The sequence below is a fragment of the Sulfitobacter sp. PM12 genome, from assembly GCF_045586035.1.
GTDB classification, from domain to species: Bacteria; Pseudomonadota; Alphaproteobacteria; order Rhodobacterales; family Rhodobacteraceae; genus Sulfitobacter; species Sulfitobacter pontiacus.
In genome coordinates, this window is sequence record NZ_CP151529.1 from 2,475,156 (window position 1) to 2,501,181 (window position 26,026).

At 57.4% G+C, this 26,026-nt stretch carries 22 protein-coding genes and 2 tRNA genes; 12 read left to right on the plus strand and 12 right to left on the minus strand.

Annotated features, from left to right (window positions below):
• Positions 1-62: 62 nt before the first annotated feature.
• The 3 genes from AADW22_RS12070 to acnA form a co-directional block, all read right to left on the minus strand.
• Entirely contained in the window at positions 63-4,220 is a 4,158-nt protein-coding gene (locus AADW22_RS12070) for a translocation/assembly module TamB domain-containing protein (RefSeq protein ID WP_407473802.1), read from the minus strand.
• Positions 4,217-6,040 carry an autotransporter assembly complex protein TamA gene (locus tag AADW22_RS12075; protein WP_407473803.1) on the minus strand — a complete coding sequence of 608 codons (1,824 nt, stop codon included), beginning with the start codon at positions 6,038-6,040 and terminating at the stop codon, positions 4,217-4,219. Before AADW22_RS12075 ends, AADW22_RS12070 begins: the two co-directional genes overlap by 4 nt.
• 298 nt (positions 6,041-6,338) lie before the next feature.
• Positions 6,339-9,113: an aconitate hydratase AcnA gene (acnA, locus tag AADW22_RS12080; protein ID WP_005854263.1), complete on the minus strand. Its 2,775-nt coding sequence runs from the start codon at positions 9,111-9,113 to the stop codon at positions 6,339-6,341.
• Between the two features lie 234 nt (positions 9,114-9,347).
• On the opposite strand from acnA, the gene AADW22_RS12085 reads away from it, so the two are divergent.
• Entirely contained in the window at positions 9,348-10,046 is a 699-nt protein-coding gene (locus AADW22_RS12085) for a DUF1223 domain-containing protein (protein ID WP_407473804.1), read from the plus strand.
• Positions 10,047-10,074: 28 nt separating this feature from the next.
• Here AADW22_RS12085 and AADW22_RS12090 read toward each other — a convergent pair whose 3' ends face one another.
• The 3 genes from AADW22_RS12090 to purB all read right to left on the minus strand — a co-directional run bounded on the left by AADW22_RS12090 (position 10,075) and on the right by purB (position 13,112).
• Positions 10,075-10,977 carry a lysophospholipid acyltransferase family protein gene (locus tag AADW22_RS12090; protein WP_407473805.1) on the minus strand — a complete coding sequence of 301 codons (903 nt, stop codon included), beginning with the start codon at positions 10,975-10,977 and terminating at the stop codon, positions 10,075-10,077.
• Between the two features lie 126 nt (positions 10,978-11,103).
• Positions 11,104-11,628, minus strand: coding sequence for a hypothetical protein (locus AADW22_RS12095; RefSeq protein ID WP_341205443.1), 525 nt, complete (start codon positions 11,626-11,628; stop codon positions 11,104-11,106).
• A 179-nt stretch (positions 11,629-11,807) separates the two neighbouring features.
• Positions 11,808-13,112, minus strand: a complete 1,305-nt coding sequence (purB, locus tag AADW22_RS12100; RefSeq protein ID WP_005854277.1) for an adenylosuccinate lyase — start codon at positions 13,110-13,112, stop codon at positions 11,808-11,810.
• 254 nt (positions 13,113-13,366) lie between these two features.
• Between purB and AADW22_RS12105 the strand changes: the two genes are divergently transcribed.
• Complete coding sequence (locus AADW22_RS12105) at positions 13,367-14,515, plus strand: trans-sulfuration enzyme family protein (RefSeq protein ID WP_407473806.1); 1,149 nt, start codon at positions 13,367-13,369, stop codon at positions 14,513-14,515.
• A 68-nt stretch (positions 14,516-14,583) separates the two neighbouring features.
• Here AADW22_RS12105 and AADW22_RS12110 read toward each other — a convergent pair.
• Positions 14,584-14,669 (minus strand) — tRNA-Leu (locus AADW22_RS12110).
• Between the two features lie 174 nt (positions 14,670-14,843).
• Between AADW22_RS12110 and AADW22_RS12115 the strand changes: the two genes are divergently transcribed.
• The 4 genes from AADW22_RS12115 (at position 14,844) to AADW22_RS12130 (ending at position 18,513) form a co-directional block, all read left to right on the plus strand.
• Positions 14,844-15,515 (plus strand): DsbA family protein, encoded by a 672-nt coding sequence (locus AADW22_RS12115; RefSeq protein WP_278375451.1) that lies wholly within the window; start codon positions 14,844-14,846, stop codon positions 15,513-15,515.
• Positions 15,516-15,551: 36 nt separating this feature from the next.
• Positions 15,552-16,229 (plus strand): lipoyl(octanoyl) transferase LipB, encoded by a 678-nt coding sequence (gene lipB, locus AADW22_RS12120; protein WP_407473807.1) that lies wholly within the window; start codon positions 15,552-15,554, stop codon positions 16,227-16,229.
• 298 nt (positions 16,230-16,527) lie between these two features.
• Positions 16,528-18,201, plus strand: coding sequence for a cytochrome c oxidase subunit I (gene ctaD, locus AADW22_RS12125; protein WP_005854284.1), 1,674 nt, complete (start codon positions 16,528-16,530; stop codon positions 18,199-18,201).
• A 237-nt stretch (positions 18,202-18,438) separates the two neighbouring features.
• Positions 18,439-18,513: transfer RNA gene (locus tag AADW22_RS12130), tRNA-Gly, on the plus strand.
• Between the two features lie 679 nt (positions 18,514-19,192).
• Here AADW22_RS12130 and AADW22_RS12135 read toward each other — a convergent pair.
• On the minus strand, positions 19,193-19,918 hold the full coding sequence (locus AADW22_RS12135; RefSeq protein ID WP_407473808.1) for a hypothetical protein: 726 nt from the start codon (positions 19,916-19,918) through the stop codon (positions 19,193-19,195).
• Positions 19,919-20,170: 252 nt separating this feature from the next.
• Between AADW22_RS12135 and AADW22_RS12140 the strand changes: the two genes are divergently transcribed.
• Complete coding sequence (locus AADW22_RS12140; protein ID WP_407473809.1) at positions 20,171-21,115, plus strand: PleD family two-component system response regulator; 945 nt, start codon at positions 20,171-20,173, stop codon at positions 21,113-21,115.
• Positions 21,116-21,117: 2 nt separating this feature from the next.
• On the opposite strand, the gene AADW22_RS12145 is transcribed toward AADW22_RS12140, so the two are convergent.
• Both AADW22_RS12145 and AADW22_RS12150 read right to left on the minus strand, forming a co-directional pair.
• Positions 21,118-21,348, minus strand: coding sequence for a hypothetical protein (locus tag AADW22_RS12145; RefSeq protein ID WP_235183796.1), 231 nt, complete (start codon positions 21,346-21,348; stop codon positions 21,118-21,120).
• Between the two features lie 101 nt (positions 21,349-21,449).
• Positions 21,450-21,689 carry an Lrp/AsnC ligand binding domain-containing protein gene (locus AADW22_RS12150; protein WP_005854294.1) on the minus strand — a complete coding sequence of 80 codons (240 nt, stop codon included), beginning with the start codon at positions 21,687-21,689 and terminating at the stop codon, positions 21,450-21,452.
• A gap of 150 nt (positions 21,690-21,839) precedes the next feature.
• On the opposite strand from AADW22_RS12150, the gene hisB reads away from it, so the two are divergent.
• Together hisB and hisH are read left to right on the plus strand one after the other, a co-directional pair.
• Complete coding sequence (gene hisB, locus AADW22_RS12155; protein ID WP_037944584.1) at positions 21,840-22,427, plus strand: imidazoleglycerol-phosphate dehydratase HisB; 588 nt, start codon at positions 21,840-21,842, stop codon at positions 22,425-22,427.
• A 2-nt stretch (positions 22,428-22,429) separates the two neighbouring features.
• Positions 22,430-23,068 carry an imidazole glycerol phosphate synthase subunit HisH gene (hisH, locus tag AADW22_RS12160; protein WP_005854298.1) on the plus strand — a complete coding sequence of 213 codons (639 nt, stop codon included), beginning with the start codon at positions 22,430-22,432 and terminating at the stop codon, positions 23,066-23,068.
• 15 nt (positions 23,069-23,083) lie between these two features.
• Here hisH and AADW22_RS12165 read toward each other — a convergent pair whose 3' ends face one another.
• Complete coding sequence (locus tag AADW22_RS12165; protein ID WP_005854300.1) at positions 23,084-23,476, minus strand: DUF2147 domain-containing protein; 393 nt, start codon at positions 23,474-23,476, stop codon at positions 23,084-23,086.
• 130 nt (positions 23,477-23,606) lie between these two features.
• Positions 23,607-23,996 carry a DUF2147 domain-containing protein gene (locus tag AADW22_RS12170; RefSeq protein ID WP_005854302.1) on the minus strand — a complete coding sequence of 130 codons (390 nt, stop codon included), beginning with the start codon at positions 23,994-23,996 and terminating at the stop codon, positions 23,607-23,609.
• Positions 23,997-24,139: 143 nt separating this feature from the next.
• Here AADW22_RS12170 and hisA point away from each other — a divergent pair, with 143 nt between their 5' ends.
• The 3 genes from hisA to AADW22_RS12185 all read left to right on the plus strand — a co-directional run bounded on the left by hisA (position 24,140) and on the right by AADW22_RS12185 (position 26,010).
• Positions 24,140-24,856 carry a 1-(5-phosphoribosyl)-5-[(5-phosphoribosylamino)methylideneamino]imidazole-4-carboxamide isomerase gene (gene hisA, locus AADW22_RS12175; RefSeq protein WP_064215638.1) on the plus strand — a complete coding sequence of 239 codons (717 nt, stop codon included), beginning with the start codon at positions 24,140-24,142 and terminating at the stop codon, positions 24,854-24,856.
• A gap of 90 nt (positions 24,857-24,946) precedes the next feature.
• Positions 24,947-25,708, plus strand: a complete 762-nt coding sequence (gene hisF, locus AADW22_RS12180; RefSeq protein WP_064215639.1) for an imidazole glycerol phosphate synthase subunit HisF — start codon at positions 24,947-24,949, stop codon at positions 25,706-25,708.
• Positions 25,705-26,010 (plus strand): phosphoribosyl-ATP diphosphatase, encoded by a 306-nt coding sequence (locus AADW22_RS12185; RefSeq protein WP_037944588.1) that lies wholly within the window; start codon positions 25,705-25,707, stop codon positions 26,008-26,010. The genes hisF and AADW22_RS12185 overlap by 4 nt, the downstream gene beginning before the upstream one ends.
• The last annotated feature ends 16 nt before the right edge of the window (positions 26,011-26,026 follow it).

Genomic DNA, 26,026 nt, shown 5'->3' on the forward strand with positions numbered 1-26,026 from the left:
CGCCGGGACGGGGGCTGGCCCCCATCCTAGCTGAACCGCAGAACAAAGCGCTTAATGGCGGATCAATAATCCTTCTCAAAGAAGATACCGATCCCGGTGTTCCCATCGGACCCGACCGTCCCCTTCGCCGTCAGGTTCTTGGTCAGATCAAGGTTGATAGACACATCCGCTGTCCCGTCAGAGGCGGCGGTCACATCGGTGTAGACATTCTCGGAAATGTACTTACCCGCGCGGACAGCCGTGGCACCGCTGTCGGTGGTGGTCACATCCAGATCGTCCAGCCCGAACCCCGTGCGCAGATTAGAGATCACCCCCGCACCACCGCGTCCGGCAAGTGTCGCCACCGCGCTGGCGAGTTGCAGCGCCTGAAACGCCGAGATTTCAGAGATGTTTCGCCCAAACAGAAGCTGTGCCAGCACCTCGTCCTGCGGTGCATCGGGTGTCGATTCAAAGGAAACCTCGGGCGATGTGGCTTTGCCCTCGATCACGATACGAACCTCGCCTGTGTTGGTGGTCGTCGAAGTTACAAACCTCAGGTAGGGTACCAGATCGCCTTGGAAGCGCACGGCCCCTTCGTCCAGCTCGAACCGTTTGCCAAGAATATCCAGACGACCACGGATCAGGTCGAAGCGACCGGCAGAGATGATGCGATTGGTCGATCCCGTCAGCAACAGGCTACCGCCCAGTTCCGCATCCAGACCACGGCCGCGCACGAAAATCCGCCGTGGCGCATTGATGCGGACGTTCAGGCCAAACCCCGGCCCGCTGTCGCCACTTGCCGCGGGATCCGTGCCCGCGTCGGCACCGGTCAAACCGGCCTTGCGACGGGTCGCCACAACATCTGCTGGCGCGCCGATGAAATCGATCTGTGGAATATCACCGATGCTGGTCATACCGGTTGACGGCACGCTTACCTCGGTCTCGCCCACGTCGATCTGACCGCTGATATTCGCCCCCCCCGAAAGCGGTCCCGCAAGACGCAGGTTGCCATCAAGCGACGTGCGATACAGCGATGGATCGATCAGCACGAGGTTGTTCAATCCGATCTGGATATCGGCGGGCAGTGATCCGGTCAGGGTCACCGCCCCGCCCGCCTTGATCTGCCCCCCGTCCGCGCTGCGCGCAGATAGGTCGATTTGCGCGCGATTATTGGCCAGCCGGATATCCGCTGCGATGTCCTGAAGTGTCACCCGAAGGTTGGGGGCGGACAGCGACGCGTTAGAGGTTTGAATGCTCCCGTTGACCGACCCAAGTGCCGGCGGCCCGTTCACCGTCAAATCGAACCGTGCCTGACCTTGCAAGCTCCGCGGCGCAATGAACGGGGCGGACAGCCCCAATGGCGCGTTCCCGTTCACGTCAAGGTTCAGATTGCCATCGCTGCCCACAAGCCCCGCGATCGTGGCACGGGTGCCCGCTGGTCCGGTGGCGTTCGTATTGACCCGCCAGCCAGCGCTTTCCTGCTGTGCGGTACCGGTCACATTCAGCGGGCCGGACAGTTTTGGCACCACGGCCCCCAGATTGGGGATCGTGACATCATAATTCAGCGCGGGCGCATCCCCCGTGACAACCCCCTGCACAGACGCCCGGGCCGCATAGGGGCCCGTCGCGTTTGTATCTACGGCGATGCCGGCGGGCGTTTGCCGCACCGATCCTTTTGCCGCCAGCGGGCCGGACACGCCCGGCACCAGCGGCTGCACATTTGGCACCGACACGTCAAACGTCAGCGACATATCGGGGCCTGTGGCCAAGCCTTCGACCATCGCGCGCGCGCCATATGGGCCTGTCGCGTTGGTGTCGACGAAGAACCCCTTTTCCGTCTGACGCACGGTCCCTGTCGCCGCAAGTGGCCCGTTCACCTGTGGCACCACCGCCTGAAGATTCGGGACCGATGCGTCGAAAGAGATATCGACCATAGGTGTTAACATCCCCTGAACTGCAACCTGCGCGGCGTAGGGGCCACTGGCTTTCGCGTCGATCTGGAACCCTTCTTCCAACTGCTTGAGGTTGCCCGACGCCTCTACCGCGCCGGTCACCTGAGGTGCAAAAGCCTCTACCCGCGGGATCGAGGCGCTAAAGTCCAGATCCAGCGGCGTCAGCAGACCCTGGACCGAGGCGGTAACATCTTCGGGGGCGGAGGCTTTGGTGTCGACCTGCCACCCGTCCGGCGTCTGGCGGAGCACACCATCCAACGCGATAGGGCCCTCGACCGGCGCGTCGGGCACAAAGTCACGCAGTTCGGGCACATCGGCGGTGAAGTTGAGCACCGCATTCTCGCCCGTTGCCAGCCCTTTGGCGGTCAGCGCGGCTCCGTAGGGGCCGTCCGTCACGGCATCAACAGTCCAGCCACGGGTGTCCTGCTCGGCCTCGGCCTTGATCGTGATGGGACCGGAATATTGCGGCAGCACGGTCGCGATATCGTTCAGCTTTGCATCAAACCGCGCTTGCGACTTATTGCTGCGCAGCTCGACGCCACCGCTGGCGGTCAATGCGTCATTTTCCAGCAGCAGGTCACGCACGAAGGTGCCCGTCTCGTCACGCGATGCGCCAAGGCTTAGCGTCGTGTCGCCGACCAGCAATGCGTCCGCCTGTTCGATCCCCACTTTCAAATCTTGCGTCAGGCCAGAGATGTTCAGGTCGAACGTCCCGTCCAGTGGCGTGATCTGACCCGCGATCTCTACATTCGCGGCCCCGTCCATCTCGCGTCCGGCAAGAGCGGAAAAGCGGCTGATGTCAGTGGCTTCAAGGCGGGCTTTCAACTGGGTAAGAAAGCTATCGGCTGGCCCGCTAATCGTGACATCGCCGGTCAGACCATAATCCGCGCCAGAAAGATCAAGCCCCGTGATCTGAACCGGTGTGCCTTCGGTATAGGCGATGGTTGTACGTCCATTGATGGACTGGCCGACAGCTTCGGAAACCGCGGCGTTGGTCAGCGTCAGCCCGTCAGCCGAAAATGCCAGATCGCCCATGAATTCGCCGACGGTCCCTGCAGCACCTTGCAACGTCCCGTTCAGCGTCAGTTGCGTCGCGTCAATCGCCAGCGCGTCTGTGGCCAGTTCGGTCACGTCGAACGTCGCGTCAATCGCGTCGCCATCTTGCGCGTTATAGTTCACATCAAGCCCGACGCGCCGCACGTAAGTATCGCCTCCGGCCACTGGCAGCAAAACGCGACTGCCATCGGCGCTGGCAACAGTGCCCGTGATGTCGATCAGGCTGGGCCAGTTGTCGCTGTTCAGCGTGACCTTGCCCTGCAATTCCGCGGATTGCGCCTTGAGGGCAAAATCGCTGACCTCGACACCGCCTTCAGCCTGCACCAAAGCATCCACGGTCAGCGCGACATCGGGGCCAAAAAATTCGCGGTACTGCGACAGGATCAGCGCGGTCACGTCGCCGTTCAGGTCGGCCTGAATACGGCGGTCAGGTGCGGCGCTATCGCCTTGGGCGGCAACGATAACCTGACCGGCAAGCCGTTGTTCGCCGTCGGTCGAAAGGTTGATATCCGTCGCGAAATCAGAAAGCGGCCCCTGCCCCGCAATCACCAGATCGACGGACGGCTCATCAGGCAATTTCAGCGTGCGCGAGATGATGCCCTTGGCTTCCTCTGAAAGGGTCACGGCCATGTCCAGCAGGCTGTCATTGCGATCCAGATCAGCGGTGATTTTGAACTCGCCCTTCTTGCCATCGGTGCGCGCGGCCAGAATATCTACCGTCGCCGTGTCGTCATTCAACAGCGCCGTGGCTTGAACGGTCAGTGTGGCCGCTTCGCCCAGAATTGGCGCACCCAGATTGATCTCGTCGACCGAAAAGTCAGCCACATCGATGGCGACGGGCAGATCGGGGATCGCGGGAAAGGTAAAGGGTTTCGCCTCGGGATCGGGGAGCGTTTCTTCCTGCGCCACCGGCAATCGCGGCACGCTCAGCCGCTTTGCGGTCAGGGCCTGCACCTCCAGCCGACCGCGCAACAGTGCGGATCGGTTCCAGTCCAACTCCACCTCTTCCAGCGTCAGCCAGACCCCTTGGTCGTCAGCGATGGTCATCCGGTCGAACCGCGCGCGCGAGCTGAGCGCACCCGCGAAACCGTCAATACTGACCGTGCGGCCCGCGCCGCTGAGGGCGTCTTGGATCGTGCGGGTCAGGAAGCCTTTGTCATCCTCTTGGGCCGAAGCGACAGAGCCGACAAAGATCAGGGCAAAAACCAGAAAGCTGCGCATGAAGTGGATCAAAACGATTGTCCAATACCGATATAAACTTGAAAATTCTCATCTGTTTCGGGGCCCGACACAGGCACCGCGAGGTCGACGCGGATGGGGCCGATGCCCGTGGCATAGCGCAGACCAAGCCCTGCGCCTGACTGCCAAGTGCCTGAACCATCGTAGAATTCCTCGGCACCGATGTAGCCTGCGTCGGCAAAGGCCACGACGCCGATCTTGTCGCGTACCTGCCAACGTGCCTCTGCGGATAGGCCAGCAAAGCTGCGACCGCCCACTGTATCGCCACTGGCCAGATCAACGCCAAGCGATTGGTAGGGTTGCCCGCGCACGGTGCCGCCGCCGCCGGAATAGAACAGATAGTCCGCGGGCGATTCAGCCAGTGTCGGGCCATAGACCGAGCCGAGCTGTCCCCGCAGGGCAAAGGTCACGGGCCGCGTGGTGCCAAAGGTTTTATAGCCGCGCACGTCGATGTAGGTGCGCACGCCGTTATCCGACCCCGACAGCGCCACAAAAGGCGTCACGCTGGCCTTGGCGTAGTAGCCATCTTTCGCATCAAGCCGATTGTCGCGGTAATCATGTTCCGCGCTTAGGGGCAGCGTCAGCAACGTATATTTGTTCTCGCCAAAAGCGTCGCGGGTTTCAGCGGTACGCAAACCGACGCCAAGCGTATAGGTCCGTTCCTCGCTGGCGATGCGTTCGATCCCGGCCTCAAGGTCGAGCTGACGCGAGAAATAGTTCACCTCGTCAAGCTGTTCGATCTCGGCCAGCGCGTAGAAATTCGTGTCGGCATTAAAGGTCGCAGGGCGTTCAAAACGTGTGCCAAGACGATAATCTGTGCCGCCGGAATCGCCGCCGATCCCCGACACCTCGCCCTCGACACGTAGGCTTTCGGCACCGCCCAGCAGGTTACGGTGCAGCCAGTAGGTGCTGACGCTGAGCCCTTCAAGCGACGACAGTTCCCCGCCGAAACCAAAGCGCCGCTTGGGCGCGTCAGTGATCTGCGCTGTAATCGGCAGAACATCGGGCGCGGTGATCTGTTCGGCCTCGATCATCGCGACAGAGCTGAAAGCGCCCGTGCGCCGCAACCGTGTGGCGGCCAGATCAAGTTGCTCTTGTGAATAGACCTCTCCGGTGGGCAGGCCGGCGATTTTGACGATCCGGCGCAGGCGCACATCGCTTTTTCCCTTTACCGTCAACTCTCCGAAACGCAGTCGCGGTCCCGGACGCAGACGCAGGGTTGCCGCCAGCGTGGCATCGGGCACGCGGGCGGTCAGCTGCTGGTCGGCCAGTTCGGCTTTGGCGTGGCCCTGATCGCGCCAGCCTTCGATACCGGCGGCGACGGCCTCTTTCATGACGCCGAGACTTGCGGTTTCACCTGCGGCGAATTGTTCGGGCAGCTCGGTTTCGGGGGCGACAGGGGCGATTTCGGCCTTGGAAAAGCTGAACTTGCGACCGGTTTCGATATTGATCACAGCGCGGTTGATCTGGCGCGGCGGGGCGACCGGCGCGATGGCAGAGGCGTCTACACCGTCGATGGTAATCTTGATGACCGCAGCAAAATACCCTTCGTCATAGAGCACGGCCAGAAGGCGGGCATAATCGGCCTGCGCGGCAGCCAAAAGCTCTTGCGTGGTGGGGTCTGCATCTTCGTCTGTTTGTTCGCGCAGAAGCGATCCGCCGAGCACCGTCTCGTATAGATCAGAGTCCTTATCGATGCCGGTGATGTCGAGCGTCGCCGCGAGACCCACCGTGCATCCTCCCCAGACCAAAGCTGCCGCGGCCGTAGACGCCCGCAAGAACTTTGCAAAACTGTCTGATTGAAAATGCCCCATGCGGTGCTCCCTGTACTCATAGAACGACGTGCCGTTGGGTGAGACATAGAGCGCGCGACCGCAACGTCAGCAAACTTGTTTATTATTCCCTTGTGCATAGCGGAAAGCGCCTGCCATCGGCAAACAGTCTGTTGGCCAAAATCGCGATTGTGAACCGCAAAACACATCCGGTTATGTCATTTTACGCAAGCAGGCGGAAGTTTGCCGTGAAAATGGCGGCGCATATGCAAAACGCCCGCCAGGGGGAACCTGACGGGCATTCTTTTCAAGGCCGTGCGAAACGGCCAGTGGCCGGTGGTTAGGCCGATTTCGCGAGGTTGCGCAGCACGTAGTGCAGAACGCCACCGTGTTCGATGTATTCAATCTCGATCGCGGTATCGATCCGGCATTTGATCATGATCTCTTTGACCGAGCCATCTGCCATTGTGATCGTGCAAGGCACTTCTTGCAGCGGCTTGATGGTGTCCAGACCGCTGATCGAAACGGTTTCGTCACCGGTCAGGCCCAAGCTCTTGCGGGTGTCGCCGTTGGTGAACTCGAACGGGATAACACCCATGCCAACCAGGTTGGAGCGGTGGATACGTTCAAAGTTCTCGGCGATGACCGCCTTGACGCCCAGCAACGCCGTGCCTTTGGCCGCCCAGTCACGGGACGAACCCGCGCCGTATTGTTCACCACCGAAGATGACCAGCGGCGTGCCGTTTTCCTGATGCGCCATAGCCGCGTCAAAGATCGAGGTCTGTTCGCCATCGGGGCCTTTGGTATAGCCGCCCTCAACACCGTCCAGCATTTCGTTCTTGATACGGATGTTGGCGAAAGTGCCGCGCATCATGACCTCGTGGTTACCACGACGGCTACCGTACGAGTTGAATTCACGCACAGGCACCTGACGTTCCACCAGATACTGACCCGCTGGCGTGGTTTCCTTGAAGGAACCGGCAGGCGAGATGTGGTCGGTCGTGATCATGTCACCCAGAACGGCAAGCACTTTGGCGTTCTCGATGTTGGTGATCACACCCGGCTCTGGCGACATGCCCTGGAAGTAGGGCGGGTTCTGCACATAGGTCGAGGTTGGTGGCCAGTCATAGGTCTTGGCGTCGGTGGTTTCGACGGACTGCCACTTTTCATCGCCCTTGAAGACGTCGGCATATTTTTCCTGGAAGGCTTCGCGGGTCACGGTCTGCTCGACCAGATCAGCGACTTCCTTGGATGTTGGCCAGATGTCTTTCAGATAGACGTCATTGCCGTCCTTGTCCTGACCCAGCGGGCTGTTGGCCAGATCGACGTTCATGTCACCGACCAGCGCGTATGCCACGACCAAGGGAGGCGACGCCAGATAGTTGGCGCGCACGTCAGGCGAAATCCGCCCTTCAAAGTTCCGGTTACCCGAGAGGATCGATGTCCCGATCAGGTCGTAGTCGTTGATCGCCTTGCTGATCGGTGCTTCGAGCGGGCCAGAGTTACCGATACAGGTGGTGCAGCCATACCCGACGAGGTTGAAGCCGATGGCGTCCAGATCCTCTTGCAGGTTTGCGGCCTCAAGATAGGCGGACACAACCTGGCTACCGGGCGCGAGCGACGTCTTGACCCAAGGCTTGCGTGTCAGACCCAAGGCACGCGCCTTGCGTGCAACCAGACCGGCACCGATCATCACATAGGGGTTGGACGTGTTGGTGCACGATGTGATCGACGCAATGACGATGGACCCGTCATGCAGCTGGTAGTTGCCATCTTCGGTTTGGACGTAGCCACGCTTGTGGTTGCCCTCGTCACCGGGGATGTCTTGAGGCTCGGGCTGGCCGCCCTCACCTTCCCAGCGGACTTCGGCGTTGGCTGTGGTGTCTTTACCTTCGCGCACGCCCTTCACGTATTCTGCAAATGCAGTGTGTGCCGAGGTCAGTGCAATGTAGTCTTGCGGACGCTTCGGACCCGAGATCGCAGGCACGATGGTGCCCATGTCGAGCGACAGAGTGTCGGTGTAAACCGGCGCATAGTCATCGCCGCGCCACATGCCGTTTTCCTTGGCATAGGCTTCGACCAGCGCGATGCGGTCTTCATCACGGCCGGTGGTGCGCATGTAACGCAGGGTTTCGGCGTCGATCGGGAAGAAGCCGCAGGTCGCACCGTATTCGGGGGCCATGTTAGCAATTGTCGCGCGGTCCGCCAGAGGCAGGCTATCAAGGCCGGCACCGTAGAATTCAACGAATTTACCAACCACGCCCTTCTCGCGCAGCATTTCGACCACTTTCAGTACCAGATCGGTCCCGGTAGTGCCTTCCATCATGGCACCGGTCAGTTCAAAGCCGATCACCTCGGGGATCAACATCGAAATCGGCTGACCCAGCATCGCGGCTTCGGCCTCGATCCCGCCAACGCCCCAGCCCAGAACGGCCATGCCGTTTACCATTGTGGTGTGGCTGTCGGTCCCGACGAGCGTGTCAGGATATGCGACTTCGACGCCGTCCTGATCCTTGTCGGTCCAGACGGTCTGCGCCAGATATTCAAGGTTCACCTGGTGGCAGATGCCGGTGCCGGGGGGCACAACGCGGAAGTTGTTAAACGCCTTCTGACCCCATTTCAGGAAGGTATAGCGTTCGATGTTGCGCTCGTATTCGCGGTCAACGTTCATCTGGAACGCGCGCGGATTGCCGAACTCGTCGATCATGACCGAGTGGTCGATGACAAGATCAACAGGGTTCAGCGGGTTAATCTTGTCGGCATCGCCACCCAAGGCAACCAGCCCGTCGCGCATCGCCGCAAGGTCGACAACTGCGGGAACACCGGTGAAATCCTGCATCAACACGCGTGCGGGACGGTAAGCGATCTCGCGCGGGTTCTGGCCGCCCTTGGCACCCCATTCGGCGAAGGCCTTGATGTCATCGACGGTGACAGTTTTGCCATCTTCGAAACGCAGCATGTTCTCGAGCACCACCTTAAGCGCGGCTGGCAAGTTAGAGAAATCACCCAGACCGGCTTCCTGTGCTGCAGGAATCGAATAATAAGCGATGGATTGGCTGCCCGAAGATAGAGTTTTGCGGGTTTTGGCGGTGTCCTGGCCAACGAAGATGGTCATGGATGGCTCCCTTTATGGGTTAAAAAAGGTCGGTGACTTGGGGCCTAAATGCCTTATTGCGCGGGTCGTTTCAACTGCAAACACGCGCTTCTGGCGCTTTTGTATACCGTTGTGTACTGGATTGAGGCATTTCATACGCAATCCCGTGACGTTACAGCGCCTCAACAAAGGTTGAGTGGTAATTACAACGGGTGCAGTCTACGAATTGAGCATCCAAACCGAAAGTACCCTGCGATGCCCCGCCTGTTTACGTCCCTGATTGCCGCTGGCCTGCTGTCCATAGCGCCCGCTTTTGCTCAGGATCGCCCCGTTGTCGTCGAACTCTATACCTCGCAAGGGTGCTCTTCCTGCCCTCCTGCTGACGAGATGTTTGCCGAGCTGTCCAAAAGGGACGACGTGATCGCGCTGGCGCTGCATGTGGATTATTGGGACTATATCGGCTGGCAAGACCCCTTTGGTGCGCCTGAGCACGCCGAACGCCAGCGCGCCTATGCGCTGACTGGTGGGCGGACGTCGATTTACACGCCCGAGATGATCGTCAACGGCCAGTCCGATGTGGTCGGTGCCAAACCCATGAAGCTGATGGAGGCGATCAACAAGCACAAAGAAGACGCCCCGCAGGTCGACCTATCTATCGCACGCGACGGGGAAACCCTGCGCATCAACGCGCATACGGTATCGGGTGCCGCCGGACCGTTTGACGTGCACATGTTGCGCTATCACCCGATGGCGGTCACGCAGGTCAAACGCGGCGAAAACGCGGGCCACACGTACGAGAATTATAACATCGTCGAAGGCTGGCAGACGGTTGACCAGTGGGACGGGCAAGCGCCGCTATCACTCTCTGCCGCCATCACCGGCGATATGCCGGTGGTTGTGCTGGTGCAGCGCAGCAACGCGGGGCCGATCGTGGCAGCGGCGCGGATCAAATAGTCGTTCAAAACACCTAGATATTTAGGCATTAATTGTCGTGGATGCGCCAGCGACGATGGACCCAGAACCATTGCTCGGGATCCGCTTTGACCCGTGCGGTAAGACTGTCATTCAACGCCTGCGTCATCGTGACAGCATCGCTGTGTGGCACAGGTGCCTCCAGCACCGTTTCGAATGACACCCCATCAGCTTGTCGAATGCCGTAGAACGGGATCAACAGCGCATCATAGCGCAGTGCCAGCTCGGCGGCAGAAAGCGCTGTATTGGCAGGTTGCCCCAAGAAATCGAGCGCCGGCGCGCCAAAGACGTGTTGATCAAACAGCAGTACAAGCTGCCCGCCCTCTTTTAGATGCCGTACGAAACCCGCCGTGCCGCGTCGGCCTTGCGGGAAGACAGGGCCGCCGAAAGCCTCCATCGTTTGGACGTAATGCGCGTTGAAATAAGGGTTTTTCATGTTGCGGTAGAGCCCGCCGATGTCATACCCTCGCGCCACAAGACAGGCACGCATCGCTTCGTAGTTGCCATAGTGGCCCGTCACCAGAATGACCGGTTTGCCTTGTTCTGCCGCTTTTTCCAGCGCCGCGACGCCTGCGCCGGTCGGCGTATTCTTTGCCATACGCTTGGGGAAGTCGCGCGCTGAATAGTTTTCGATAAAGCTGCGCCCCACGTTGTTAAGGCACTTTGAAGCAATTTCTGCGCGCCGTTCTTGCGGCATCTGCGGCCAAATCATCGCAAGATTTTCAAGCGCCCGCGCCCGATATCCCGCGACCGGCCCGATCACATGTTGAACAACCCAGCCGACGAAGGCTATGCGCGCTTTATACGGCAGCACCAAGGCCAGTCGAATAAGGCCGACGATAAAGGCATTGGTCAGGTAGTGCCCTGCACGTCGGCTAAATCGAACTTTCTTGGGATATTTGGGACTGGCCATGCGCATCTGCCTGCAAGGAAAAGCGCCCCTAAGGGGCGGGGCCTGCCGTTCATACCGCGCAGGGCCCCGCGCAACAAGCGTGTTTCACCCAGGCGGCAATGCGCCACCGGATGCAACAGCGGCTGGTTAATAGCTAAACGTCTGACCGGTTGCGATCGCTGTCCGCAAGGAGGTTTCGGCCCATGTCCCTGCCCCGCCATGCGCGCGAATGGCACGAAGTTCGGCCAAAGCTTCGGGGATATCGCCCTGCTCTACCAAAGCTTGCCCGCGATAGGACCGCGCGAGAACATTCGCAGGGTTGACTGCCAGCGCACGCGCATAGAACGCCATTCCGCCAGCTTGGTCGCCCATTTTGCGCGACGTGAACCCCATGTAGGTCAATCGACGATCGTCCTGCTCAGGCATAGCGGCAAGTACGATCTGCGCATCCGAATATTCCCCTGCATAGGCCAGTTCACGAACAGTTTGATAAAGGTCATCCGGTGTTAACCGGCTATCCTTTGCATCGATACAGGTCTTTGACTTCTTGTCATACACCTGCCCGTCTTCGCACTTCACAACGGGCTTGGGTGGGGACGTATCATTGGAGCCAGCGGCAAAGGCCGCGAAAGGAATAGCCAATGACAGGATGGACGCAAACACAACACGCATACTCAAACACTCCTGAACTAAATACACGGCTGATGTTAGACGATCCGCGCCATAGGTAAAGCACTAGGTTCAAACCTACCGTCTCGATATGGCGCGAGATAGGGCATTAATACGCAGCTTTTGAATCAAAAAGGCTGCACCGCCGTCAAGCGATGCAGCCCTGAATGCCTGCGCGTGTATCAGTCCTTGAAGACGCGCTTAAAGATCGTATCCACATGTTTGGTGTGGTAACCCAGATCGAATTTTTCTTCGATCTCTTCTGCACTTAGTGCGGCCAGAACCTCTTCGTCAGCCAGCAGCTCGGTCTTGAAATCCTTGCCGTCTTCCCAGACCTTCATGGCGTTGCGCTGAACCAGCTTGTAGCTATCTTCGCGGCTCACGCCGGCCTGCGTGAGCGCGAGCAAGACACGTTGCGACATCACAAGACCGCTAAACTTGTTCATATTTGCCAGCATATTGTCAGGATAAATCAGCATATTGTCGATGACGCCGGTCAAACGGTGCAGCGCGAAGTCAAGGGTGATGGTGGTGTCGGGGCCGATCGCACGCTCCACGCTGGAGTGGGAGATATCGCGTTCATGCCACATGGTGACGTTTTCCATCGCTGGAATCACAGCCATGCGAATTGTACGGGCCAGCCCGGTTAGGTTCTCGGTCAGCACAGGGTTTTTCTTGTGCGGCATCGCCGAAGACCCCTTCTGACCCGCCGAGAAAAACTCCGCCCCTTCCAAGACTTCGGTCCGTTGCATGTGCCGCACTTCGGTCGCAACGTTCTCGATAGAGCTGGCGATCACACCAAGTGCTGCGAAGAATGCCGCGTGACGGTCACGGGGGATGATCTGCGTGCTCACGGGTTCGGGCGACAGGCCCAGCTTTTCGCAGACATGTTCCTCGACCCGCGGATCGATATTCGCAAATGTCCCCACAGCGCCGGAAATCGCACCGGTAGCAATCTCGGAGCGTGCTGTTTTCAGCCGCGTCAGGTTGCGGTCCATCTCTGCATAAAAGCGCGCAAAGGTAAGGCCCATCGTTGTGGGTTCAGCGTGGATCCCGTGGCTGCGCCCGACGCGCACAGTATTTTTATGTTCCATGGCACGGCGTTTCAGCGCGGCCAGCAGCAAGCCCATATCTTCGATCAGAATATCAGCTGCGCGGGTTAATTGCACGTTAAAGCAGGTGTCCAATACGTCAGAAGAGGTCATCCCCTGGTGCACAAAACGCGCCTCGTCGCTGCCCACATGCTCTGCCAGATGCGTCAAGAACGCAATAACGTCATGCTTTGTAACGGCTTCAATCTCGTCAATCCGCGCGACGTCGAACTCGACATCTTTGGCTTTCCAAACCGCCTCCGCATTTTCGCGCGGGATCACCCCAAGGTCAGCCATGGCGTCACAGGCATGCGCCTCGATCTCGTACCAGATGCGGAACTTGGTTTCGGGGGACCAGATCGCAACCATCTCGGGGCGGGAATAACGGGGAATCATGTGGTGATACCTTTGTTTTGGGGTGTTTTGATGTACGCGCGGGATAGACCGCGGGGGGGTAAAGAACAAGTCTGAACCCTTGCGCCACCAAGGCAGGGACGCTTGCTGCCTCGCCGATAGGCGCCTCCGGCGGGAGTTTTCAGAGCAAAATGAAGAAGGGGCGGGTTTGTCCCATTCAGGTCTGGCAGTTTACCTTCGGACAGGCAAAGGTGCCGCAAATTGAATATATTACGCCATTAGGGAATCGCTAAGAAATGTCTGATACGTCTCGCTTAAGCCCCGCTACGATTGCTGCCCAAGCAGCGGGAGCGGTTGATGCGCAAACCGGCGGGGTGGTCCCGGCGCTGCCTATGGCCACGACCTATCTGCGGGATGAAGCATACCAACCGCTGCGTGCAGACAACATCTACCTGCGCGATCAGAGCGATATTGTACGCGTTGCAGAAAAAGTGCTCTCTCAACTGGAGGGGGCGAAAGAATCGCTGCTGTTCCCGTCAGGCATGGCAGCGCTTGCCGCCGTCTTCCGTACCGTCCCAAATGGCGGGCGCGTGCTGGTGCAAAGCCAGATTTACTGGGGCACCACCAAGTGGATCCGGGATTTCTGCACCCGGCGTGACATTGAGCTGCGAGAGGTCGAAGCCTCTGACAAGGCGGCGTTTGCCGCCGCCTGCGAGAGCTTTAAACCAACCTTGGCGCTCATCGAAACGCCGTCAAACCCGTGGCTTCGCGTGGTCGATATCCAAGCTGCGGCTGATGCGGTGCATAGCGCAGGTGGGTTGCTCGTGGTGGATAGCACGGCCGCGACGCCGATTCTGCAACAGCCGCTTAAACACGGTGCCGACGTTGTAATGCATTCTGCCACAAAGGGCATTAATGGACATTCGGACGTATTGGCGGGCGTTCTGGCGACCAATGACGTCACGGGCCGCGTGTGGGAAGATATCAAAGCGGACCGGCATGATGCAGGCGCGGTTATCGGCCCGTTTGAAGCATGGTTGCTGGTCCGCGGGATGCGCACCCTGCCCCTGCGCGCCAAGCAAATGTCGTGCAACGCCATGGAATTGGCAGAATTTTTGCAAAATCACCCGAAAATCGAAGAGGTTCTCTATCCGGGTCTTGCGTCACATACGGGCCACGAATTGGCGACGCGGCAAATGTCAGGAGGATTTGGGTCGCTTTTGTCGTGCATTGTAAAGGGTGGCGGCGCAGCGGCGCTGGAGGTTGTTGGCAAGCTGGAAGTTTTCCATCGCGCAACGTCTTTGGGCGGGGTCGAAAGCCTTGTCGAACACCGCCACACGATCGAACCCCACACCGGGATTCCCGAAGGGTTGCTGCGTTTATCGGTGGGGATTGAAGATATCGAAGATCTAAAACGCGACTTGAGCCAAGCGCTTGATGCATAAAGATACTTCGGGGCGCTCGCGCCCCGGGACCCCATGTCTTTCGAAGATGATTTGAAGGATACAACCAGTGGTGCGGTCGGAGAGACTCGAACTCTCACGGGTGTTACCCCACAGCGACCTCAACGCTGCGCGTCTACCATTCCGCCACGACCGCACGCCATGGTTGGTGAGGGTCGTTTAGACAAACTCTTTCACAAAGTGAAGAGCAAAATTGCGCCAGATTAAGTCCTTGTTCAGATTCGTGTGATTTATCATTCAATCGGGCGGGGTGGCTTGAAAAACAGTGCGAAGACGTAAACTTAAAGGAGGATATGAATCGAGGAACAATATGACCCAAGCGCCCATAGATCCCCCTGCCCTGCAGATCGACATCGTTTCTGACGTGATGTGCCCTTGGTGTATTGTCGGGTACCGCCAGCTAGAGCAGGCGTTAGCCGCCTTGAATATCGGCGCGTTCATCCGCTGGCACCCTTTCGAGCTCAACCCCCAAATGGGCCCCGAAGGACAGAACCTGACCGAACATATTACCGAAAAATATGGTGCATCACCTGAGCAATCGGCGCAAAACCGTGCGCATCTTGTGCAGCTTGGCACCGAACTTGGAATCGACTTCAATTTCAACGCCGATAGCCGCATCGTCAACAGCTTTGCCGCGCACCAGCTGCTGGATTGGGCTCAAGATCAGAACCTGCAGCACCCTCTTAAGCTTGCTTTGTTTGAAGCACATTTTACGAAGGGATTGGATGTTTCAGACCAAAGTGTTCTTGTTGATGTCGCTGCAGATGTCGGATTGGATCGTAGTTCTGCACAGGACGTTCTCGACAGCGGCAGCCATGTAGAACGTGTTCGCGAACGCCAGTCGGTTTGGACATCGCAGGGGATTTCCGGCGTGCCTTCAATGATCTTCGCGGGCAAATACCTTGTGACTGGTGCGCAGGGTGTCGATAATTATGTGCAAATTATCCAGAAAGTAATTCAAGAGGTAAGCGCCGCGGAATGACTGTTTCGTTTACCTCGGCTCAATGGTGCGCACAGAATGGTTGAATGGATCACCTCCAAGGGCCTTGTCGATTACCGGGAAGCCGAAGCATGGATGGAGGAACGCGCGGCCCTTATCGCCGCGGGAAATGCCGATGAATGCGTCTGGCTTGTAGAGCATGCTCCGCTATATTCTGCGGGCACCTCAGCAAAATCAGAAGATTTGACTGACCCCAAGCGGTTTCCGGTATATGAAACGCGCCGCGGCGGACAGTACACATACCATGGGCCGGGGCAGCGGGTTGTTTATGTGATGCTGGACGTCGGTAAACGCGGCCGGGACGTCAGACGTTTTGTTCAAGACCTTGAACATTGGGTGATCGCGACCCTTGCAAGCTTTACCATCAAAGGCGAGATCAAGGAGGGGCGCGTCGGCGTCTGGGTGGAACGTCCCGAGAAACCGCTCACGGCGCAGGGTGGCATTCGCGAAGATAAAATCGCGGCGATCGGTATCCGACTTAGAAAATGGGTCAGCTTTCACGGAATCAGCATAAATGTTGATCCAAATCTTGAGCATTTTTCCGGGATCGTCCCCTGTGGGATCCAAGAACATGGCGTTACGTCTTTAGTTGACCTTGGCCTGCCAGTTATGATGGAAGACGTTGATATCGCCCTGAAAGCGCAGTTCGACACGGTTTTCCCTCCGCTGTCTGAATACGCGCCCAAAGACGGATAATGTTCCTCGCCGCTCAAACGTTTCACTGCGCTTGTGCTATTTCCGCCGCGGCTTTACGGTTTCTTCATCGCTAGAGGCGTATGTCATCCAGCATGATGAGCACTTCTGACACCTCCTCCCCCCGTCACGACAAGGCTGTGCGCCTCCGACACAGTTTGATAAATGATCTGTCTTTTTTCGTGCCCTGCGTCAAAGGCGGCCATTGCCCATATTGGCAAGCCGCACTAGAACGAACCTTAATTCAATGCGCGCCCCCTGTCGGGGCGTGAGTTGACAACCCAATCTCAGGAGGCACCGCATGGCAGACGCAGCCATTCACGGGCAAGACCATCACGACGAGCGCGGATTTTTCACGCGCTGGTTCATGTCCACAAACCACAAAGACATCGGGCTATTGTACCTGATTGTTTCGGCCCTCGTTGGCTTTATCTCTGTATGTTTCACCATATATATGCGCTTGGAGCTTATGCACCCAGGCGTGCAATATATGTGTATGGAAGGCGCGCGGTTTATCGCTGATAGCGCAGCGACCTGTACGCCAAACGGCCACCTTTGGAATGTTCTGATCACCGCGCACGGCATCTTGATGATGTTCTTCGTGGTTATCCCCGCTTTGTTCGGTGGTTTCGGCAACTATCTGATGCCATTGCAAATTGGCGCGCCTGACATGGCGTTCCCGCGGATGAACAACCTCTCTTTCTGGCTATATGTTGGCGGCACAACGCTTGCAGTCTGCTCCGTGCTGACACCCGGCGGCAGCGGCCAGCTTGGGTCAGGTGTGGGCTGGGTTCTCTATCCTCCGCTCTCTGTTCGTGAAGGCGGCATGTCGATGGATTTCGCGATTTTCGCTGTGCACGTATCCGGTGCGTCGTCGATCTTGGGTGCGATCAACATGATCACAACATTCCTCAACATGCGCGCCCCTGGCATGACGTTGTTCAAAGTGCCGCTGTTCAGCTGGTCCATCTTTGTTACAAGCTGGTTGATCCTTCTGTCCCTGCCCGTTTTGGCCGGTGCCATCACCATGCTTTTGATGGATCGCAACTTCGGATTCGCATTCTTTGACCCAGCAGGCGGTGGTGATCCGGTTCTGTATCAGCACATTCTGTGGTTTTTTGGTCACCCCGAAGTGTATATCATTATTCTTCCAGGCTTCGGCATCATCAGCCACGTCATCGCAACCTTCAGCCGCAAACCTATCTTCGGATATCTTCCGATGGTTTGGGCGATCATCGCGATTGGCGCATTGGGCTTCGTCGTTTGGGCGCACCACATGTACACCGTTGGTATGTCTCTGAACCAACAAGCTTACTTCATGTTGGCCACCATGGTTATCGCGGTGCCGACGGGCGTTAAGGTATTCAGCTGGATTGCGACCATGTGGGGTGGTTCGGTTGAATTCAAAACACCTATGCTGTGGGCCTTCGGCTTCCTGTTTCTTTTCACCGTTGGCGGTGTGACAGGTATCGTTCTCTCGCAGGCAGCTGTGGACCGCTACTACCACGACACATACTATGTGGTTGCGCACTTCCACTATGTGATGAGCCTTGGTGCCGTCTTCGCGATCTTCGCCGGTATCTATTTCTACCTGCCGAAGTTCACGGGCCGCATGTATCCTGAATGGGCTGGCAAGCTGCACTTCTGGGCGATGTTCATTGGCGCGAACCTGACGTTCTTCCCACAGCACTTCCTGGGCCGGCAGGGCATGCCACGCCGCTATATCGATTACCCCGATGCGTTTGCATATTGGAACCTGTGGTCGTCGATCGGCGCGTTCCTCAGCTTTGCGTCCTTTATCTTCTTCTTCGGTGTTATGTTCTACACGTTGACACGTGGGGCCCGCAGCCCAGCTGCGAACCCTTGGAACGAATATGCGGACACTCTGGAATGGACGCTGGCAAGCCCCCCACCAGAGCATACGTTCGAAATTCTTCCCAAGCAGGAAGAATGGGACAAACAGCCTAGCCACTAAGCTAGCACACCATTGAAATGAGAGGCTCCAACGGCGGTTGGGGCCTTTTTTCGTTCTACCCGGGCTCTCGGTACAGTTTCATAAAGACGAATGTTTATCGGCGGTTAGCCAAAATCTTACCGCGTCCCCCCGTAAAATAAGGGCTTCCCAAAATTGTCTGAAATTAATTTCGAAAAATGTTATTTTTCCTCTTGCGGCTCACCGCCGCTATGGGTATTCCACGCCCTACCAGAGGATGCGGGCGTAGCTCAGGGGTAGAGCATAACCTTGCCAAGGTTAGGGTCGGGCGTTCGAATCGCCTCGCCCGCTCCAACTGGTTCTCTGCTTACCCAGCAGGACAGCAAGGCCACCTTCGGGTGGCCTTTTGCTGTTCCGGGCTCCTGTAACAATGCAGCTGTTCACAGGCCTGCAAAGGACCAGCACACTTACCAGTTCGGACAACGATCCGTGCGTTTATGCCCAGTCTAGCACTCTGATCAGGGATGAAGCAGGCACGGCTGCGGCGCAAAATATACTGTCGCCACAATGATACGCCCAAGCGGCACGTGACAAAGCTTTCACCGCTGAATGCCCTCACTCTACGGCCTACAAGGGCTCCCTAGGCCTCTCTCTGAGGGCAGCAGCACAACAGGCCCGATACCCCTCCCCCGTTGCTACGAGAGCACCTGAGGCGTCTCAGGCCTGTACCAACGAAGCTGGGGCAAGTGGATACTCGCGAGGCTCTACGCGCTCAGCCTGTCCTTGCGGATCATCGCTGATGAGTTGGATTAAACGCCCCAGGCGCGTGCCGCAGAGTCAAATACAGAGCACGTTTCAATATGGCAACGAACGAGTTTCTGCCGACGCCTAACGTCAGTCAAATACCGTTGTGATCAAAAGAAAAAAGCGGGCGCTGAAAGCACCCGCCTGCGTCGGCTTATACCTGTTCGAATGATGGCACTATGAACACGACCGCCATACAGCAAACGCCGGTGACGCAATTATTTTCCGCTTAAAGAAGAGATATCGTCGAACGTGCTGATAGTGTTTCACGCTCCATCTGCTCGATGGCGCGAATGTGCCACTCCAAACCGGTTTGACCCTGATCGGCCGCTTCGGCCAAGTTGTTCTGCGCCAGCTTCGCCTGGTCGGCCGACAGAACCAACGCCTCGGCGACCTCTGCGCGGCTGGTGCGTATATCGGCAAGCTGCGCGTCATAGGCATCCTCCGAAATCGCCCCTGAGGCCTTGAGCTGATTCAACGTCGCCACATCTTCTTGCTGCTGTGCGAGCATCTGGGGAAGATGTGTCGTGATATCATCCAGCTGGTCATTGGACTTGCGGATACTGCGCACGAGGTCATTCGCGGAAACCAGCTCCATCCGTTGGGCGACTTCTCGTTTGCCAGCGAGATTCCCACTCACCGCACCAACAACGCCACCGGCCGCAGCGGCTCGCAGACAGCCCGAGGCATCGGATGCGGCAAGCACCGAGATACCGCAGCCCACCGCGGCACCAACCGCGGCATGCTTGATTGTGGAGTTGCGGACAATATCGCGCATCAACGCGTCAAGCGCGGCGGTTTGCTCCACCATACCGGCGTCATTCTCACGGTTTTCCTTGAAGCTTAGCGTGCCGGACGAAGGGCCGAATTGCGCAGCGCGATCGGCAGTGGGCGCAGCACATCCTGAAACAAGAACGGCAGCGGCGAGGGAAATCGTTAGAACAGTGGTTTTCATTACATAGATCCGTTGAGCTAGGCGTATTCGCGACAAATAGACGAAAATTATGCCGATTTTACGGCATGTTCGCCATGAAGTTTTCCGACGTTAACGTTTATCTATTCACCTTCGTGCCACAAATGCCCATAGTTCCCGCACAGGGTGAATTTTTTAAAAAGTCATATTGTTGCCGGTTTTGTTCACTATCGTTTAGGGAGTTCGACATAGGTTGCCTCGGAGCCCCGAAGCAAATCTTGGAAGGAGACCACATTGAAAATTCTAGCAGTCGACGATGATCCATTCATTCTAGAACTCCTTCCCGCGATGTTTGAACAGGCAGACCTGAACGATCTGCACACGGCCCCTTCGGGTCCGGCTGCTCTCGACATGATCAAAGCTCAGAAGGTGCCATTCGATTGCATGCTGCTGGACGTCGATATGCCGGAAATGGACGGGATCGAGCTTTGCCGAAGAATTCGCACTGTCCCCGGGTATGAGGATAAACCGATTTTGATGCTGACGGCGAAGACAGATTCGATCTCTATCGAGAAAGCGTTTGCCGCCGGTGCGAATGACTACATCGCCAAGCCATTTAACCTGAAGGACATCTACAACCGCATTCGCGTGGCCGAACGCCTGTTGGTGTCGTCCAAGACCATCAAACGCATCGACGCGAACGACCTGTCCAAAGAAGGCACACAGGTAGCTGAAGATATCACACTGGCCGACAAGGTCTTTTTGGCGAATGTCGGCAGGCTGATCCTGTCATTCTCCCTTGGGAACTACATTACGCAGCTCGATCGGAGCGAACTGGACAACTATCAGGTTTTCGGCGTGTCGATTGATGACGCGGAACGTATTTTCGAAGAAACGTCACAACAGGGGTTCCTTCATATCCTCACCAGCGTGGCAGAAACCCTGACCGACCTTATCACCTGCCCCCATCTGCTGATGTCCTACGAAGGCAACGGTGCCTTCCTGTGTATCACGCGCGACCCGAACCTGCCCGAATGGGACCGGATGGAGGCTGGCCTACAGGCCAAGCTGGATGCGCTGAACTTGCTAAGCGATGATCTGAAGCAAGAGAGCATCAGCCTGTCAGTCGGCACGCCCATTGCGCCGAATGCGAACCGGACGCAACGGGTGAAAAAGACCTTCGAACGGGCGCTATCGCGGGCTGAAATGCGCTATGCGAGCAAATGCGCCGCCGCCTGATCCTAGTTGATCGGGAATTGCACCAGACACTGCGCCGCATGTTTACGGTAATCCTCTAGCGTCTGATCGATCGAGCGGCGGTCGCGCATTTTGCCCATGGCCGATTTCTTTTGCGCCCGCGTGCCGCTCACATGGCGTTCTAGGATCAGGACCGTTACGCCCAGCATGATGGTCTTCTCATCCTCACCGATCATGTCCGCACGCGCCAAGGTCACCGCCGTATAGGCGATCATATTGGCGCAGCGCAGCGCCGCGGCCTCTTCCCCTTCATAGGTAAGCGCATGCGCTGGCCCCCAAAGAACAGATCCGCAAAGAAGCGCAGAAAGCAGGAGCCTCAAAACGCTTTGAACGTCATCGTTGTAAGCGAACGTTCAATCCCTTCGATGTCCAGAAGGTTATCGTTGATGTAAACGCCAATATCTTTTCCCGAAGGAATATAAAGCTTCATCAAAAGATCGTAATCACCAGAGGTTGAATACAGCTCGGAGTGTATTTCCCGCAGCGCGACCTCTTCGGCAACGCGATACGTACTGCCGGGCCGGCACCGGATCTGGATAAAAACGCAGGTAGACATGGACAGGCCTTAGGCTGGTTACAACACGTCCAAGCTGACATAAGGGGGCAACAGCCGCAATCGCTGATTGGGACCGATCGGCATCGAAACGCTTTGTCTTGGCGCGACGGCCTGCCCTGCTATAAGAGCCCGAAAGACGGAGATATTCATATGCGCCAGACCACCATCAATCGTTCGACCGCAGAGACCGAGATCAGCGTCGAAATCAACCTCGACGGGACAGGGTCCTACGCCAACCACACGGGCATCGGGTTCTTCGATCACATGCTGGATCAATTGGCGCGTCATTCGCTGATCGATATGAAAATCAGCGCAAACGGCGACCTTCACATTGATGATCACCACACCGTCGAGGACGTAGGCATCACGCTGGGCCAAGCGCTAAGCACCGCATTGGGCGACAAACGCGGCATTCGCCGATACGGCGCGTGCCTGCTCCCAATGGACGATGCCTTGGTGCGTACCGCGCTTGATCTTTCGGCGCGGCCTTTCTTGATCTGGAATGTGAACCTGCCGACTGCAAAAATCGGGAATTTCGACAGCGAATTGGTACGTGAGTTTTTCCAGGCGCTCAGCACGCATGGCGGGATCACCTTGCACATTGATATGCTGCATGGCCTGAACAGCCACCACATCGCCGAGGCCGTCTTTAAGTCTGTCGCCCGCGCCCTGCGCGAAGCGGTAGAAACCGACCCTCGGAAATCTTCTGATATCCCCTCGACCAAGGGTGCGCTGTAACGATGTTAACCGCGATTATCGATTACGAATCGGGCAACCTTCATTCGGCGCATAAGGCGTTCGAACGGATGGCGCGTGAGTGTAATGCTGGCGATGTGGTGGTCACTGCTGACGCCGATGTCGTGGCGCGCGCCGACCGCCTTGTTCTGCCCGGCGACGGCGCATTCCCCTCCTGCATGGCCGCGCTGAAAGGCCAAAGCGGCATCTATGCCGCAATGGTTGAATCCGCCGTCGACAAGGGCCGCCCCTTCCTCGGGATCTGTGTGGGCATGCAGTTGATGGCATCCATGGGGCGCGAGTATGAAGACACAGCAGGCCTAGGCTGGATCAGTGGCGAAGTGACCAAGATCACGCCACGCGACCCATCCCTAAAAGTACCGCATATGGGATGGAACGACCTTGTCATAGACCACCCTCACCCCGTTTTCGACGGAATCGAAACCGGGGATCACACGTATTTTGTCCATAGTTTCCATATGGATGTACAGGACGAGTCCGAGCGGTTGGCGCATGTCGATTATGCTGGTGACGTCACTGCTGTTATCGGCCGTGACACCATGATCGGCATGCAATTCCACCCGGAAAAAAGCCAGACAACCGGCCTTCGTATGATTGCGAACTTTCTGAACTGGCGCCCCTGAACCGGGCACCGCCTTCTACCGAAGGCGGGTCCAGATCATTTCGTCGCAAGCATTTCCTGTGCAGGTCTGTAACCGCATCGCATTGCCGTCGACCAACATCTTCGCCTTATGTTTTTTTGAGGCAGAAGGCTCCAGCAACGTGCCGACATAGCTCCCGTCTGGTTGCGGCTTCATATCCCAGAAGACCCGTTTGCCAACCGCTGTAGAGCGTTTGTCATATCCACGCCGATCCTTGGCACGCTCGACGGTGCCGCATAACGCAGGCCCGCAGGGCTTCGCCCGTACGTGAACAACCAATCCGTTAACATCCGGCGCAGATTTCCAGACACCTTCAACTACATCAGCAAATACAGTGGTCGAAGAAGCTGCAAAAATAGCAGCATAGAAAATATATTTTGTTAAAAACATCGTATCACTCCCCCAAGCGACACATGCCTTACAGCTTTTTAGCAACGCACCAAAAAACCAAGGCGCGGGCATATTCTACACCCGCGTCCCGATTCGCGCAAATCCCACTCATTTGGGATGGAAATGAAGCTTACTGGACCCGCTGCCAGTCCTGCTTTGAACACAGCAACCCGCCCGCGACACAGCCCGACAGTTTCAGGCTGTTACCGGCAACGGTCATCTTGCCGATGTAGATTTTGTTGTTTGAAGGTCGCCAAACCTTACCTGCATATTTGCCGCTCCCGTCAGGTTTCATGTCGATGACCAACTGCTTTCCGATATTTTCGGACTTATATTCGCCCGACGCGTTGAACGTCCGCTGAATCGTACCGCAGATCGCCCCACCACAGGGGGTCATTTTGACATGCGCATAAGCCCCGTCATCCGGTTGCGTTTTCCAAACGCCAACCGCCGGGTCGGCAGCCATGGCTGTTCCTGCAAAACCAATGCCAACGATGGCCGCAATAATCGTTCTTTTCATGATATATCCTCCCGATATGCTCTCAGATTGAAGCGAATACGACGATTCAGGCAAGCTTGACGTAGGGGACACCTCTGCCGCGTTGCAAAAACCCGCCCGCCGTGGCAATTGAAACCAACTCCCCCAATGCCAAGGGCAACACTATGATCCTCTACCCCGCTATTGACCTTAAAGACGGCCAAGCCGTTCGTCTTGTGCACGGCGACATGGAAAAATCCACTGTTTTCAACGATGACCCCGCGGCGCAGGCCCGTGAGTTTGTGGATGCGGGCTGCACTTGGCTTCACTTGGTGGACTTGAACGGTGCCTTCGCAGGGACGCCGGTCAATGCCGCCCCGGTGGAAGCGATTTTGAAGTCTTGCAACGTCCCCGCCCAGTTGGGAGGCGGCATTCGCGATATGGCGACGATCGAAGCTTGGCTGGACAAGGGTCTCGCACGCGTCATTCTGGGCACTGTCGCGGTCGAAAATCCCGCTTTGGTGCGTGAAGCAGCGCGAGCTTTTCCAGGCAAGGTCGCGGTCGGCATTGACGCCAGAAATGGTCGCGTGGCAACCAAGGGATGGGCTGAGGAAACCGATGTAATGGTTACAGATCTCGCTAAATCTTTCGAAGATGCAGGTGTCGCGGCGTTGATCTACACCGATATCATGCGAGATGGGGCCATGGGCGGTCCAAACATTGACGCCACCGCCGCTTTGGCGCGTGCCGTCAATATTCCTGTCATCGCCTCCGGGGGCGTCAGCTCCCTTGCCGACCTTGAGGCGCTGAAAAAAACTGGCGTGATATCCGGTGCCATTTCCGGCCGGGCGCTTTATGATGGCGCGATCGACCTGAGCGAAGCTTTGAAGGCCCTCGCCTGAGTTTCCAAATGGTTTCAAATCCTCGGGTGGTTTGGAGGGCAGACAGCCCTCCAAAGGTTTGTTCCGCTGCCCCGTCGCGAGAAAGAAGACATGCTTAAGACCCGTATTATTCCCTGCCTCGATGTCGCCGATGGTCGCGTTGTCAAAGGCGTTAATTTTGTTGGCTTGCGCGATGCCGGTGACCCGGTTGACGCAGCGATCGCATATGACGCTGCAGGGGCGGACGAGCTTTGTTTCCTTGATATCCACGCCACACACGAAAACCGTGGTACCATGTTCGACCTGGTCACACGCACAGCCGAACACTGCTATATCCCGCTTACTGTAGGTGGCGGTGTACGCACCGTTGCAGATGTTCGCGCCCTGCTTTTGGCTGGCGCCGACAAGGTCAGCTTTAACTCTGCCGCGGTGGCTAATCCGGACATTATTGCGCAGGCAGCAGACCAATTCGGCAGCCAGTGCATCGTCTGTGCCATCGATGCGAAAACCGTCGCCCCCGGGAAATGGGAGATTTTTACCCACGGTGGCCGCAAACCCACGGGCATAGATGCCGTCGAATTCGCAAAGACGGTGACAGAGAAAGGCGCGGGAGAGATTCTGCTTACCTCCATGGATCGTGACGGTACCAAGCAAGGGTTTAACATTCCGCTAACGCGCGCGATTTCCGACGCGGTTTCTGTGCCTGTCATCGCCTCTGGCGGTGTCGGAACGCTGGATCATCTTGTCGATGGCGTCGTTCAGGGCGGCGCTTCAGCGGTGCTCGCAGCCTCGATCTTTCACTTCGGCGAATTTACGGTCGCTCAGGCGAAACAACACATGGCTGATGCCGGTATCCCAATGAGGCTCTCATGACGCTCGACGATCTATTTGAAACAATCCAATCAAGAAAAACTGCTGATCCATCAAGCAGTTGGACGGCGCAGCTTTTGGCAAAAGGTCCCGAGAAATGCGCCGAAAAATTCGGTGAAGAAGCGGTCGAAGCGATCATCGAGGCCGTGAAGGACGATAAAGCTGGCCTGACGTCGGAAGCCGCAGATGTGCTGTACCACCTGCTTGTCATGCTCGCATCCCGCGACGTCGCGCTGTCAGATGTACTGGATGAACTGAGCCGCCGACAGGCGCAAAGTGGCCTCGCTGAAAAAGCCGCCCGCTAACACGGGGCACGTTTAC